The organism is Caldicellulosiruptor acetigenus (assembly GCF_026914305.1).
Taxonomy (GTDB): domain Bacteria; phylum Bacillota; class Thermoanaerobacteria; order Caldicellulosiruptorales; family Caldicellulosiruptoraceae; genus Caldicellulosiruptor; species Caldicellulosiruptor acetigenus.
On sequence record NZ_CP113866.1, the window covers coordinates 2,089,272 to 2,104,168 of the forward strand.

Here is a 14,897-nt window from a genome sequence, read left to right on the forward strand (position 1 = left end):
ATACCAACAGGCATTATAAAAAGTACCTGTTGATACCATTTTTTAGCCTTTTACAGCACCAAGTGTAATGCCTCTGACAAAATACCTTTGAACAAACGGGTACAAGAAAATTATTGGACCAGTTGCAACAACTGTCATTGCAAGCTTTAAACTTTCTTTTGGCATATCTATTCGCACAACATTTTGCAGAATATTTGCCGCAACATTGACACTTGACAAAATCAAATATAGAGTATACTGCAAAGGATACAAGCTCTGTCTTTCAATAAACATCATCGGCGTCCACCAGTCGTTCCAGTAATTGAGAGCTATAAAAAGTCCAATAGATGCCAAAGCTGGTTTTGAAAGTGGCAAAACAATTCTCAAGAATATTGTAAAATCTCCTGCGCCGTCAATCTTTGCTGACTCTATCAAAGAGTCTGGAATAGAACCTCTGATAAAGTTGCGCAAGATTAAAATGTAAAACACATTGAAAAGTGGCACAAGTATCAGAACAAGCACGTTGTTTTTCAAATGATAGTAATTTGCCAAGATTATATAGTACGGAGCAAGACCACCGTTAAAAAGTGTTGTGAAGTACAAGAAGAAAGCCAATGCATTTCTGTATTTTACATCTTTTCTGTACATCACATACGCAGCCATTGTGGAAAGAAATAACGATAAACTTGTGCCAACGCTTGTTACTACAATGGTTACCAAGTAAGCTCTGAAAATTCTTTGAGGATTTTGGAAAATGAGCTTATATGCACTGAGTGAAAATTCTCGTGGAATTAGAGTGTAACCGTGGTTTATGATATAGTTTTCTGAAGCAAACGAACTTACCACAAGCACAACAAAAGGTATGAAGGTAAATAGCCCGATTATTGTTATAAATATATATCCGATAATGTTAAAGAGGATATAATCCTTACCCTTTCTCAATGTTCTCTCCCCTTTTAAGTCAAGATTTAAAACAGTGCATAGTCTTTGTCATATCTTCTGACAAGCCAGTTGACAAGCATTATAATCACAAAGCACAGCACCGACTGGTAAGCACCTGCTGCTGACGCCATCCCAATATCCTGAACCTGCATAAGGCTTCTGAACACAAGGGTATCGATAATGTCTGTATAGTCAAGAAGAAGACCGTTATTACCTATTATCTGATAAAACATATCAAACTCGCCGCGCAAAATTCTTCCAAGTGCAAGCAAAATCAATATTATCATTGTCGGTTTTAACATCGGGATTGTGATATAAAAGATTCTCTGGAAGATATTTGCACCATCAATTATTGCTGCCTCATAACACTCTTCGTCAAATCCCATTATAGCTGCAAGATATAAAACACTTCCGTAACCTACCCATTTCCATACATATAACATTGGCAAAAGGAAATACCAGTAAGTAGGATTTGAGTAGATATCTATTGGCTCACCACCAAGGTTTTTTATCAATGTGTTAATAAGACCATAATCATAGTTAAAAAAGTTATACATCATAGCTGCTACAACAACCCATGATACAAAATACGGCAAAAACATAACTGACTGGATGAACTTTTTAAATATCTTACCTGCAAGCTCGGCTATAAAAATTGCGCACGCAACTGAAAATACTGTGTATGCAGCCAAAAAAGCTAAATTGTAAAGAATAGTGTTTTTTGTGACAAGCCAAGCTCTGCCCGAAGCAAAGAAATACTCAAAGTTTTTAAAGCCGTTCCATGGACTGAAAAGTATTCCATCTCGATAGTTGAACTCTTTAAAAGCAAGAACAATTCCACCCATCGGTATGTAGGCAAATAGAATGTAGTAGATTGCTACTGGTAAGAACATGGCATAAAGTACCTTGTTCTTTTTTATTTCATACCAAAAACCATTCTTTTTCAATTCAGCCACTCCTTTTGTAGTGATTGAACAAATCATTTATTCTCGCTTCTTCTATTTCTTATTATAAAAGGTCAGTTAAAAATTCATATCAGACAAAATTAATATTTTCTTTGTAAAATTAAGATAATAAAAATTGCAAAAAAATAGAAGCTGGCCTTTCAAAACCAGCCTCCGCATTTTTTGAGTATTGAAAGGATAAAAATTTAACTACTGTTTTATCACTATTCTTCCACAGGAAACAGAACTTTTGCAACTGTTTTCTCGTTTATTTTGCTCTCATAAAACAGTCCAGCTTCATTTCCAAAATAGATTTTTAATCTCTCGTTTATATTTTTTATACCAAAACCATGTCCTCTTGTAGTCTCAACCTCTCCCTTCTTTATCTTTTCAAGAACTTCTTCGCAGATTCCAACGCCATCATCAATAACATATATCGCAGCCATTTTGTCATCTATTATTTCGCCTTTTATGATTATAGTACCTTTCTGCTCATCTTTTTCCAAAATCCCATGGTGAATAGAATTTTCAACAAGCGGCTGAAGAGTCAGTTTTGGTATCCGCGCTTGTAGAAGTTTTTGTGGAACATCTATCTTAAGGTCAATGCAATTGTCAAACCTGTAATTTTGAATCATCACATACGCCTTCACATGTTCTATCTCATTTTCCACTGTTACAACGTCTTCACCCTTGCTAAGACTCAATTTATAAAACTGAGAAAGAGAGGTTACAAGCCTTGAAATATCTTCATTTTTGTTTTTAATTGCAATCCAGTTTATAAGGTCAAGGGTGTTGTACAGAAAATGAGGATTTATCTGTGATTGAAGAGCTTTGAGCTCCAAATTTTTCTTCTCCTTGCCAAGCTGGTACTGCTGATACAAAAGCTCTTTTATTTTTTTTAACATATAGTTAAAGGTATATATGAGCTGACCCACCTCATCTTGAGAGTGAGAGTCCAATTCTATATTAAAATCACCTTTTTCAATAACCTTCTTCATATTATGAGTAAGCCTTTTAATTCTTGATGTACTTGATGTTGCTGCCCAGAAAGCAAATATCAATGTAAAAGGTGTAATCAAGAATATCATGAAAAAGACCTGTTTGATGGTTTTTATATTAAGCTCATGAATCTCTTTGTAAGGTGTAACCAGTACAAGATACCAATCTGTATCACTAATACTCTTTGTGCGAACAAGAAGTTTCTCACCCCCTACCTCTATCTCAACAACATTTGCCTCTTGATATAATATATTCTTTTCTATCCCTTTTATCATCTCTCCAAGGGATAAGTTTGTCTTATTTAAAGAACGTGCAACCACTTCACCATTTGAATTGACAATAAAAGCAAGTGTTCTGCTTGTAAACAAAGCCTGATTTAGAATTCTTTCAATTTCAGCAATCGAAATATCAGCTCTGAGCGCAGCTTTGTATTCACTAATATTCTTAGGGTCTGGAATCAGTCTTATTAAAGACACAACATCTTTTCGTGCGATATTTAGCATTTTGGGAGTAACCCAAGCAAAAAGCTCTCCTTTTAAAACCATCTGGTGATACCATGGAAGCTTTTCAATCCGCTCAAAGAGAAAATAACTATCTGTTTCACTGAGCTTAGCCAATCCCTGTGTCATATAAATTGAGATGCTGAGTATGTCAAAATTCTGGCATGTACTGTAAAAAAGCTTTGTAAATCTCTGAGAGTCTACAAGCCAGTTACCTATGTTTTCGTAGTAATAGTCATCAGGCCTGTTTACAAGCTCTTGCACGGTTGAATCAAGAGCTAAAATGTTCAGTACATTTTTGACTGATGACACCCTGTTTTCCAAGAAAGAAGCTGTCTGGTCCACAATCTTGCCAGAAGAATAAATAGCCCGTTTTTCGACATCCCTTCCAACAATAACGTAGTTCATAAAAGAAAATATACCAAATGATATTAAAATCACAAACATATATGAAGCAAACAATTTGTATTTTATACTCATATTTGAAAAAGCGTTTACAATCCTCTTCATACATAATACCTCTCTCTAAATTCAGATGGAGTCATTCCAACCTTCTTTTTGAACAGGGCTGAAAAATAATTCGGGTCTCCAAATCCAACTCTCTCTGCAATCTCATATAGCTTGATGCTATTATCTTTTAGAAGCTGCTTGGCTTTTTCAATTCTGACTTCAGTTATATAATCGTTGAGTGTCTTACCAGTTGCTTTTTTGAACATACTACACAAATAATTTGGACTGAAATAAAAATGGTTAGCTATCTTTTGAACACTCAGGTGCTTGTCATAAAAGTTCTCCTCAATAAACCTCATTATCTGATATACCTTTCGATTTAAATTGCCACGTGTTGTAAATAACTCAAATATTCCATCAAGAGTTTCATAAATAACCTCTTTTAGCTGGTTTAAAGTAAGCTTTTGTTCTATTTCGCGCCATTTTTTTGCTCTCCCAGCTTCATCTAAAAGCTGTGTTATTTTTCTTTGTCTTCCTACTTGGTATGCAATTAAGAGCATCTCAAAAAATATATTTTTTACCTTTTCAATATCAATGCCTTGGTTTGACTTAAGCCAAAAATATAGCTTCTCTATCTCCTCTTTGGCCTTTTTTATATCATCCCTTTTTAGATATTCCTCAAATTTTTCAAAGTCAAAATTAATCTCCTGTTCATTTCTCTCAACAACATTCTCATATGTATATAAACTGCCAAACCCATTATAGAATATATTCTTTTTGAGTATTCTGAGCATATTTTCAACGCTGTGTTTTACCTGAGTTGCCTTAATTGAAGTTGCAACTATTGCCGAAATCTCTCCTTTTTGTGAAAAAACTTCTCTGAGTATATCTGCTGCCCTGTTTATCTCAACATCATTTTTTTTACTGCAAACAAAAACAAAACTATTCTGTGACAAAAACGAAAATAGCAGAGTAAACTTAGAATCAAAATCTTTAGTCATAAATTGGTTATATATTTCTTTTGACACCATCTCATTTAAATGGTCCTCTTCACCCTTCCAATCGACAAGTCCTACTATAATATCTAATGTCGATGTTAAAAAATCTTCAGCAGTATACTTTTTGAAAATGCTATAATCGGGCTGATCCTTTAGAAGCTGTTGAACAAGCTGGTAAGCAGCGTAATATATACTCTCATTGTAATGTTCTTTCAGTCTCTCTCTTTCTTCCTCCTCTTTTCTTTCAAACTCTATAATCTCCACAACTTTTTTCATTGTGCTCTTAATCTTTTCTATATCGAGAGGTTTTTCAATGTAGTCAATTGCATTCAAACGGATGGCTGACAAAAGATACTCCTTTTCTGCATAGCCACTTATAAAGACTATTTTGCATTTTGGAAAAATGCTTTTTAACCTCTTTGAAAACTCTATACCATCCATCCGTGGCATTCTTACATCGCACAGCAGAATGTCGGGAATATAATTTTTTACAATCTCCAAGGCTTCCTGCCCATTTTTGGCACTCTTAATTTCCCCAATTCCAAATTCATTCCATGGTATCAATGTTTCAAGACTTTCTCGTGTTATCTTCTCATCTTCTACAATTAGAAGCTTAAACATTTTATTAGCTTTCCTCCCAACAGAGAAAAAAGATTAACTTGCACAACTTTTTGCAGGCTTTCTACTTGAATATTATACACCATATAAACTCTTTAAGTAGCTAAAAAAAATAAAAAAAGCCTGTCCATCTTTTTTAGCACCTTACAAAGTGGACAGGCAACAAGTTTTTTAAGTGCTTATTTTGCCTTGTAAAAGCAGCGTTTTGGTGACTCTATCAGCCCTTCACTTTTTAGTTCCTTGATAGCCTTTTCAACTTCTTTTTTGTCAAGTCCTGTCTTTTGAACAATATCCTGAGTTTTCAACGGCTCTGGAGAACTCTTCAAAGCCTCTAACACCATCTCTTTTGGACTCACAAAATTCATCTCCCTTCCAACATTAATTTCTACAATATCTTCTGCTTTCAATAAATTTTTATACCACCATTTTGCTTCTTTATAACAGCATCTTCACCTTAAAGTGATATAATTATATATGTAAACCCTGCAAAAGAAGGAGATGATGAGCATGAAAAGCTTATTATCTTCTTCATACATTTTGATGTTTGATGAGTATTATTCTTTTCAGCCAAGACTTAAAGAGATGTGCACTTGCATTGAACTCAAAAATTTCTCCTCAACTAAATATATGTGTTCAAAAAAGATATTTGACTCAATATCAGAAAAAATAAAAAAAGTTGAAAATTCATTGTTCTTTCTTGGTGCTGGCGAATACCATCACATTACATATATGCTTTTAAAAAAATTTAATAAGACTCTTTCTTTAATAGTCATAGACAAACACGTTGACTATTCAGACACTTATCCGGGATTTATAACATGTGGTTCGTGGTTAAAAGATGCAGCAGCCTTAAATCATGTTGCCGAAATCTTTGTTCTTTCAGAAGAAAAGAAAAATATTTACAACAATAAAATCAAAATCTTTTCACCAGTTGAATACAAAAAGATAAAACCTCACCTACCGGTTTATATAAGTATTGACAAAGACATCTTGACAAAATCTTCAATAAATACAACCTGGGACCAAGGACATTGTCTGCCCAAAACACTAATTGAAATAGTTTTATATCTCTCATCAGCTTTTGAGATAGTCGGAGCAGACATTTGTGGTGAACCACCTGCACAGTTTTTCTCACCTGAGCATAAAAAAAGCGAAGATATAAATTTAAAACTCCTTCTACTGCTCACAGCAAAATCTCAAAGTATTGTCGCATGAAAAAAGCTGGAAGGAAGCTCCTTCCAGCCTTCAGTTGGGAATGTCGGTTTTATTCACTGAACATATATTTGTTCAAAATCATCTCAAGAAGCTCTTGCTTGCCAGATTTGTTTTCTATCTTTGAAAGATTCAAAGCATATTCTTCTAACGTCTTAAAATCTGCCTGACCACTTACAATCTTAGCTCCAATCCCTTCTTTGTAGCTTCTATACCTTTCTTCAATAAACTTATCAAATACACCGTCTTTGACAAGCTTATATGCTATCTTAAATCCTTTTGCAAAAGCGTCCATCCCTGCAATGTGACCAATGACCAAGTCTTCAAGCTCAAAAGAACCTCTTCTTACCTTTGCGTCAAAGTTGAGTCCACCTTTGTCAAAACCACCCATCTTGATAACTTCATACATAGCAAGCGTGGTAAGTCTTACATCTGTTGGGAACTGGTCTGTATCCCATCCTAAGAGCAGATCTCCCATGTTAGCATCAATTGAACCAAGCATATTGTTTATTCGCGCAAACCTCAGCTCATGGTGAAAATCATGTCCTGCCAAGGTTGCATGGTTTACCTCTATGTTGAGCTTGAAGTATTTGTCAAGGTCATACTTTTTCAAAAAACCATAAACATGCGCAGCATCAAAATCGTACTGATGTTTAGTCGGTTCTTTTGGTTTTGGCTCAATCAAAAATTGACCGTCAAACCCTATCTCTTTTGCATAGTCAACTGCCATGTGCAAAAACCTTGCTAAGTTATCAAGCTCAAGCTCCATGTCGGTGTTCAAAAGCGTCTCATAACCTTCTCTTCCGCCCCAAAATACATAGTTTTCGCCGCCAAGCTCCTTTGTAACCTCTAATGCCTTTTTCACCTGCGCGGCTGCATATGCAAAAACATCGGCATTGCAGGATGTTGCAGCACCATGCACATATCGTGGGTGCGAAAATAGGTTTGCTGTTCCCCACAGAACCTTTGTTTTGCTTGTTTTTAAGTATTCTTTGATCATAGAAACTATCTCATCTAAGTTCTTGTTTGTTTCTCTTAAATTTTCTCCTTCAGGTGCAATGTCTCTGTCGTGGAAGCAGAAAAATGGAACATTTAGCTTTTCAAAAAATTCAAATGCAGCTTCAACTCTTGCTTTTGCATTGTCCATTGGGTTTGAGAACTTGTCCCATGGACGATTAATTGTAGGTTGTCCAAAAGGGTCGCTACCGGTTGCACAGAACGTGTGCCAGTAAGCAATTGCAAAACGAAGGTGGTCTTTTAAAGGCTTGCCATCAATAACCTCGTCAGGATTGTAATACTTGAAAGCAAATGGATTGTCTGACTGTGGTCCTTCATATTTTACTTCTGGAATGTCTTTGAAGTATTTCATTTTATAACTCACTCTCCTTCTATAATGAAAAATTTTTTAAGCACATCTAAGTTTTAAACAAAATTCTTGTATACAATTAGTTTGTTTATTAAACAAACTAACATCATTATAATATATATTCTTCATTTTTTCAAAAAATCCTTCTTTTAAAGCAAAAAAATTTTTTCCAAAGAAAATAGCACGCCGTCAGTTCAACTTGAATTTTAAATGTATTTTGTTTATAATATAACTATAATTTAAGTAGAACTTAGATGTACTATGAGGTGATACAGATGGAAAAAGAGGTTTTAAACTTTGAAGAGGCGGCTGAGTTTCTGGAAATCTCTACAAAAACACTCAATCAAATTTTAAAAGACGAAGACATACCAGCAAGAAAGATAGGTAGAGAGTGGCGTTTTTCTAAACACGCTTTGCTTGATTGGCTTGGAAGAGGTTCATCAAAAGATTATTTTAAAAATCAGACAATCTCTCGTTTTGAAGAGACAAGAAAAGGAAAGACTGAAAATCTCATTTCTCATGCAAAAGAGATTCTTGACACAATCTCTCGCGAAAAGTCTATTACCATTGAAGACCGGAAGTTTGATTTTCCAGATAATGTGGAAATGGAAGTCAAAATCAAGAAAAGAAGCGACAGTATAAAGTTTGAGCTTGAATTTGAATGGCAAACTGATGAGAAAGGAGAGATTGAGAGTGAAGAATGAAAAGAACAATCTTGAGGAAAAGAAGATTCTTGGCATACCTTGGAACGCTTTTATATTCGGTTTTGTAAGTTTTCTCAACGATTTTTCAAGCGAACTGACAATAAGAGCTCTTCCTCTTTTCTTGAAAAACGTTTTAAATGCAAAAACCTCTGTAATAGGTCTTATTGAAGGTGTGGCAGATTCAACCGCAACAATCCTAAAAATCTTTTCAGGGTATCTTTCAGACAAGCTAAACCAACGAAAGTGGCTTGTAACCATTGGTTATGGCCTTTCGGCACTTTCAAAACCACTTTTATATTTTGCCAATAACTGGGTATTTGTTTTGGTAATAAGGTTTTTGGACAGGGTTGGAAAAGGCATAAGGACCTCTCCTCGTGATGCCTTGATTGCCAACACAACCAAAAAAGAAGAACTTGGAAAGGCATTTGGTTTTAGCAGAGCAATGGACCCTGCAGGGGCAATTTTAGCTTTGATTGTGGGCAGTTTCATAATATACCATACATCAAAAAACACCTTAAAGCTCACTCAACACCTATTTCAGATTCTTGTTTTGGTGTCAATTCTTCCAGTCTTTATTGCGCTTTTTTTAATAATTGCATTTGCAGTAGATACTAAAAACCAAAACCCCTCTGCAGCAAAGGTTAACCTATCATTGAAAGGATTTGATAAAAAGTTTAAACTATATCTTTTGACAATTTCAATCTTTACCCTTGGAAATTCTTCAGATGCTTTTTTAATCCTGCAGGCTCAAAACAGAGGATTGACAGTTTTAGAGATATTTTTGATGCTGGCTGCCTTCAATTTGATAACAACTTTAAGCTCCTACCCCGCTGGAATTTTGTCAGATAAAATAAAACGTCAGTACCTGATTGTGGCAGGATGGATTGTATATGCCCTGATATACTTGGGTTTTGGACTTGTCACAAAGACATATCAAATAGTTGCTCTTTACATTCTGTACGGTCTTTACTATGGACTTACAGAGGGTGTTGAAAAGGCACTTGTTGCAGATTTAGTTCCCCCTGAAAAAAGAGGTACAGCTTACGGTCTTTACAACGGCGCTGTTGGAATTTTCGCATTTCCAGCAAGTTTGGTTGCAGGATTTTTGTGGCAATATATAAGTCCTTCTGCACCTTTCATCTTCGGCGCCATCCTTGCTATTTTTGCCTCAGTGATGCTACTGAAGGTAGTGAACATGAAGCAAGAATAATTTTAAGCTCAAAAAATGAGAGGGGCTATTTCTTGCATGCCCCTCTTTTTATTCGCTTACTTTTTCGCCTTTTAGTTTTGCACCTTCTTTGTATTCAGAAGGGCTGTAGCCAGTGTAGCGTTTAAAAAGTCTTGAAAAGTAGTGCGGGTCTGGAATACCAACCCTGTCTGCAACCTCGTATGTTTTAAGGTCGGTTGTGAGCAAAAGCTGCTTTGCCTTTTCTATTCTATACTCATTTATAAAGTCGGAAAGGTTTTTTCCTGTCTCTTTCTTGAACAGTCTGCTCAAATATGAAGGACTTACAAAAAATTTTTCTGAAATATCGCTGAGGGAAATCTCGCCTGAGTGGTAGTTTTCTTTTATGTAATCTATCACCTTTTTTATTAAACTGCCCATTTTGTTTAGGTTGTGTTTTTGGACTTCTTCAATTGTACGCTGGATAGATATTCGCAAGATGTTGCTGAGTTCTGACAAACTTTTGCATTTTATAATCTCATTAAAATAATCAATACTTTCAAACATCTCTTGATTATCAGGTTTATTTATGGTCGAAGAAAGCTGAGCTTTTATCATATTTATTTCAATGAGCAGAAGATAGTAAAAATTGAAGATGTACTGTTTATCTGCTTTTGACTTTTTCAAGGTCTCTTCGAGCTCAAGCAAGAGATTATTTATATTTGAATAATTTCCGTATCTGACACTCAACAAAACTTCATTTTTCAGATTTTTCAACTTTCTGTCATCCACGTACATGAAAAAGTGAGAAAGGTCCTTGTAATATATGATATCCTCTTCGTCAAAATAAAATCTGTAATTTATCGCATCTATGCACTCCTTATATTTGTCTGGAAGCTGCACAATGCCCCTGCCCCACGTACTTACTGCAAGTGTCAAATCAATATTAAAACACTCCACTGCTGCTTTTTTTAGCTGGCTCAAAAGCTCAAAAAACCTCTTCTCTTCTTCTTTTTCAAGTTCTTTCTTTGAGCTTACAATATACACTGCCTGAGAGTTGTTTAAATAAATAGTATAAATGGTAAAATCGTTGCTCAAAAAGTCATTTAGCATATTTGATATTCCCAAAAGGTACAAATGAGTATTCTGTCTTCCTCTTTCTTCTTTTGTACTGCACTCGGCTAATATCATCAAGAAACTGCCAATCTCAATTTCATAAAACGTTGCCATTTGAAGTATTTCATCTTCATTTGAAATCATCTCAAATATGACATTGAACAAAAAATTCTCTCTTAAGATGGGAAGTTTTTCTTTCAAAATGCTATTTATCTTTTCCAGCTCCTCAACTATTGTCTTTTCTTTCTTTATCTCGTTTATGGCTTTTTGCACTACATTTATTATATCTTCAACCTTCGTTGGTTTTAGAAGAAAATCAAAAGCACCGTATTTTATAGCTCTCTGGGCATACTCGAACTCCCTGTAAGCTGTCAAAATCACAATCTTGCACTGGGGAATAATCTTTTTAATCCTATCAATGAGTTCAATTCCGTCCATATTGGGCATTTTGATGTCTGTAATGACAATGTCAGGTTTTACCTCCTCGATTACCTTTAAAGCCTCATCTCCACTTGAAGCTTCAGCGCAAATTTCACACTCTAAATCTTTCCATCTTATAACATTTCTAATTCCTTTTCGAATAAGCATGTCATCGTCAACTATTACAATCTTATACATCTTCCTCTTCCCCTTCGCCAGAAAATTCCTGTAAGCTTTCCTCTACCGCTCTGCTGAGCGCATCCAACAGAATTTCAATCTTTATAGTAGTGCCTCTCTGTGGCAGGCTTTCAATTGAAAAGCTTGCATCTCTGCCATAGATGAGCTTTAGTCTCTTTACCACATTTACAAGCCCTATTCTTGTATAGGACCTTTCCTCCTGTTCAAGGAAGACCTCATTGTCACCTTCTAAATCTTGACGTATCCCCTTTAATTTTTCAGGTGGTATTCCCACACCATCATCTTTTACAATTATGGCAAGCTTATCGTTCCAAATATAACCACCCACAAATATCTTGCCAAAACCTTTTGGGCGTATGCCGTGAAAGATAGAATTTTCTACAAGAGGTTGTATTAGCAGTTTAGGAATTCTAAGTTTTAAAGCTTTTCTGTCCACATCCACTTCAAGTTTTAAATTGTCTTCACCAAAGTTTATCTTCAAAATTGAAACATATGAGGTTATATATTTTATTTCTTCCTCTAAGGTTAAAAACTTCTCTTCTTTTAGATTCACCTCTAAAAGCTTTGAAAGCGCAATGACAACATCGCTTATTTGGGATACGCCATTTAGCTGTGCAAGCCAGTTAATCGATTCCAAAATATTAAACAAAAAATGGGGATTTAGCTGGGTTTGCAAAACTTTTAGTTCTGCCTCTTTTCGTGTTATCTGTTCCTTGTAAATTGAATTTATCAGATGATTTATTTTTACCACCATATTGTTAAAGTTATCAATAAGAATACCAAGTTCATCTTTTCTGTCAAGATTTTCTATTGTCTTGTATTCTCCTTTTCTAATTCTTTTTGTTGCTTCCACGATAGCATTAATTGGTTTTAAAAAGTCCATTGAAAGCATCAGCGACATTGCTGACGTTATCACAAACGACAAAAAACACAAAACTATAAGCCACATCCTGAGTTTATCTATATCTCTGAACAATACTTTAACCGGGATAGAAGTCACTATGTACCAGTCTACTTGTTTTATTGGCAGAATATTGACAATGTATTCGTTAGAAGTATATGTAACAACACCGTTTTTATTTTTCACTTGAGACATAAACTTGAGGATTTTTTCTTCATTCATCTCGCCCTTTGTTGAAATAAATATGTTATCTCCCACTACCGCAATTGCCTGACTTTTTTCTGCAACAAGTTCGGAAAATGTCTTGTCAAAAAGCTCTGTGTTTATCATAACAGCTAAAATTCCTTCAAACTTTAATGTCTGTGGATTATTTATGCACCTTGTTATCAAGACTGCCACTTTGCTGTCTTTGTCTCTTTTCAGTAAAGCTACACACCAAACAGGTTTCCCGTTTCCTTTTGCAGCAATGTCATACACTTTTTCTAAAGAGATTTGAGATGGTATTATCTCGTCAAGTCCTACTTCCTTTGAAGTGTTATCAACTATACACAGCTTTTTCTCTTTTGTGAATACCCCTATTGATTGCACATCAAGATGCCCTAAGATTATTTTTCGAAACTTGTTTGTAAGTGAAGCAACATCATCGTAGTAATCCACATTTTTCATTGATTTGTCCAAAACATTGTATAGTTCTGTTTGATACAAAATATCCTGAGTTATGCTATTTATCTCATTTATCTTGTCAACAATTCGCAGCCTTGCTGTTTTTATAACATCAGAGGTGTAGCCCACATATTTTTTGAATATCAAATCTGACGAAATTCTAAAGCTTATAACCCCAATGAGGATTATTGGAATAAATATTTGAATGTATGAAACTGCTAAAAATTTTTTGTCTATGGAAATGGTACGATAATATTTTATTAAGTTCCTAAAAATCATCTTTATTTTGAACATTCTCATTCACCCAATTTTTCCATATTCTCTTCCCACGCTTTGATTGCTCTTTCCCAAAATAACTTTGAAGAAATTGTGCCCTGTAGATAATAAGGAATATTTTTAGTTATAACCTCTTCCCAAACCATTCTGTCAACAAAATGGTCAGGCGGTGCAACAAGCACATCGGCTTCTTTTATAAGCCCTTCCACTTTTGAACGCAGAGGATTTTTGACATTGGGCGGGTTTTCTATTTTCACATTTGAAATTAGTCCCGTTCTTTCAACAAATATTCTTGCAACCTTTTCGGAGGTCAAAAATTTTAAAAGTTTTATCGCCCAGCTTCTCTTTGTTCTATCTTGCCAGGCTTGACTGCTGACATAAAATGTCCCGCCACCAAGACCGTAAATCAAATGCTTTTTCCCTGTATTGTTTACCTGAGGGAAAAAATATATGTCAACTGTCTGTGGGTCACACTTTGGAATGAACCATGAACCCTGGACAATCATTGCTGCCTTCTTTGTCAAAAACAAATCATTTCGTTGTTTGCTGGTAAGTGAATAGTAGTTTGCTGGAAAGGCACCTGCCTTGTAAAGAGCTTTTAAATAGTCAAGAGCTTTTATGTAAGGTGATGAAAATTCACCGCTCTTGAGCGGATTTTCTACATCATGCTTTGTTCCTATCGAAACAATAATGTTCTGGTATATGTATGTCCCCTCTGGCTGGGCATTGAAAGCAATTGGAATAATTCCTTTGCTCTTCAGTATTTTTGAAACATTTATCAGCTCATCAAATGTCTGAGGAACTTTTAGATTGTACTTCTCAAAAATATCCTTGTTGACAAAAAGGCACTCAACTATTGTTTCAAGCGGAACACCATAAATTTTCCCATTGAAAGTCACATACTTCCACATGTTAGTATAAAAACTTTGATACCACTTTACATCTTTTTTAAACACATCTGTTAAATCAGCTATTTGGTGTCTTTGGATTAGGATGTCTCGAACAGAACCTGGAAAAAGACCAAAAACATCTGGAGGGTTGCCAGATGCAAAGTCTGTCTGAAGTTTTATCAAAAAATCATCACCAAACAGAGATTCATTGACAATGGTTATGCCGGCATTTTCTTCTTGAAACTTTTGAAGTACAAACGAGAGTGTGTCGGCATAAGGGTCACTTCCACCCCACGGGCTTAAAAATCTTATCTTTGTGGTGATCTCTGTTTCTTCATTTTCAATAGTTACACTTTCTTCCACTGTTTTCTGTGTATTTAATATGAGTACAATTACGAGTGCAAGAGTAGTTATAAGAGGTATAAAGAAACTTACTGACAGTATGTGCCTCTTATTAAATGAATCTTTCATAAAAATCACAACCCTGAATTTTTTGAAGTATAAACGTTTTTACTTTTATTTTATCTTATATTGAGATAAAATCACAATCTATTTC

At 35.0% G+C, this 14,897-nt stretch carries 12 protein-coding genes; 3 read left to right on the forward strand and 9 right to left on the reverse strand.

Annotation, left to right across the window (positions count from 1 at the left end; translation table 11 throughout):
* Positions 1-42: 42 nt before the first annotated feature.
* The 5 genes from OTK01_RS10325 to OTK01_RS10345 form a co-directional block, all read right to left on the reverse strand.
* Complete coding sequence (locus OTK01_RS10325; RefSeq protein WP_029228044.1) at positions 43-921, reverse strand: carbohydrate ABC transporter permease; 879 nt, start codon at positions 919-921, stop codon at positions 43-45.
* A 26-nt stretch (positions 922-947) separates the two neighbouring features.
* A complete protein-coding gene (locus OTK01_RS10330) occupies positions 948-1,904 on the reverse strand; it encodes an ABC transporter permease (RefSeq protein ID WP_035168175.1) in 957 nt (318 codons plus the stop codon).
* Between the two features lie 185 nt (positions 1,905-2,089).
* Entirely contained in the window at positions 2,090-3,874 is a 1,785-nt protein-coding gene (locus OTK01_RS10335) for a cache domain-containing sensor histidine kinase (protein ID WP_029228043.1), read from the reverse strand.
* Complete coding sequence (locus OTK01_RS10340; protein WP_029228042.1) at positions 3,871-5,433, reverse strand: response regulator; 1,563 nt, start codon at positions 5,431-5,433, stop codon at positions 3,871-3,873. Before OTK01_RS10340 ends, OTK01_RS10335 begins: the two co-directional genes overlap by 4 nt.
* 176 nt (positions 5,434-5,609) lie before the next feature.
* Positions 5,610-5,786, reverse strand: coding sequence for a helix-turn-helix domain-containing protein (locus OTK01_RS10345; RefSeq protein WP_029228041.1), 177 nt, complete (start codon positions 5,784-5,786; stop codon positions 5,610-5,612).
* 151 nt (positions 5,787-5,937) lie between these two features.
* Between OTK01_RS10345 and OTK01_RS10350 the strand changes: the two genes are divergently transcribed.
* Positions 5,938-6,645: an arginase family protein gene (locus OTK01_RS10350; RefSeq protein WP_029228040.1), complete on the forward strand. Its 708-nt coding sequence runs from the start codon at positions 5,938-5,940 to the stop codon at positions 6,643-6,645.
* Positions 6,646-6,694: 49 nt separating this feature from the next.
* On the opposite strand, the gene xylA is transcribed toward OTK01_RS10350, so the two are convergent.
* Positions 6,695-8,011 carry a xylose isomerase gene (gene xylA, locus OTK01_RS10355; RefSeq protein ID WP_029228039.1) on the reverse strand — a complete coding sequence of 439 codons (1,317 nt, stop codon included), beginning with the start codon at positions 8,009-8,011 and terminating at the stop codon, positions 6,695-6,697.
* 272 nt (positions 8,012-8,283) lie between these two features.
* Here xylA and OTK01_RS10360 point away from each other — a divergent pair, with 272 nt between their 5' ends.
* Both OTK01_RS10360 and OTK01_RS10365 read left to right on the forward strand, forming a co-directional pair.
* Positions 8,284-8,712, forward strand: coding sequence for a helix-turn-helix domain-containing protein (locus OTK01_RS10360; protein ID WP_013403912.1), 429 nt, complete (start codon positions 8,284-8,286; stop codon positions 8,710-8,712).
* The gene (locus OTK01_RS10365; RefSeq protein WP_029228038.1) at positions 8,702-9,922 is read left to right on the forward strand and encodes an MFS transporter; all 1,221 of its coding nucleotides are present in this window, start codon (positions 8,702-8,704) and stop codon (positions 9,920-9,922) included. Before OTK01_RS10360 ends, OTK01_RS10365 begins: the two co-directional genes overlap by 11 nt.
* Before the next feature lie 48 nt (positions 9,923-9,970).
* Here the strand turns inward: OTK01_RS10365 and OTK01_RS10370 are convergent, their stop codons facing one another.
* The 3 genes from OTK01_RS10370 to OTK01_RS10380 are packed head-to-tail and all read right to left on the reverse strand — an operon-like array spanning position 9,971 to position 14,812.
* Positions 9,971-11,611, reverse strand: a complete 1,641-nt coding sequence (locus tag OTK01_RS10370) for a response regulator (protein WP_029228037.1) — start codon at positions 11,609-11,611, stop codon at positions 9,971-9,973.
* Positions 11,604-13,475 (reverse strand): sensor histidine kinase, encoded by a 1,872-nt coding sequence (locus OTK01_RS10375; RefSeq protein ID WP_029228036.1) that lies wholly within the window; start codon positions 13,473-13,475, stop codon positions 11,604-11,606. The genes OTK01_RS10370 and OTK01_RS10375 overlap by 8 nt, the downstream gene beginning before the upstream one ends.
* Entirely contained in the window at positions 13,472-14,812 is a 1,341-nt protein-coding gene (locus tag OTK01_RS10380) for an ABC transporter substrate-binding protein (protein ID WP_029228035.1), read from the reverse strand. The genes OTK01_RS10375 and OTK01_RS10380 overlap by 4 nt, the downstream gene beginning before the upstream one ends.
* Positions 14,813-14,897: the final 85 nt, after the last annotated feature.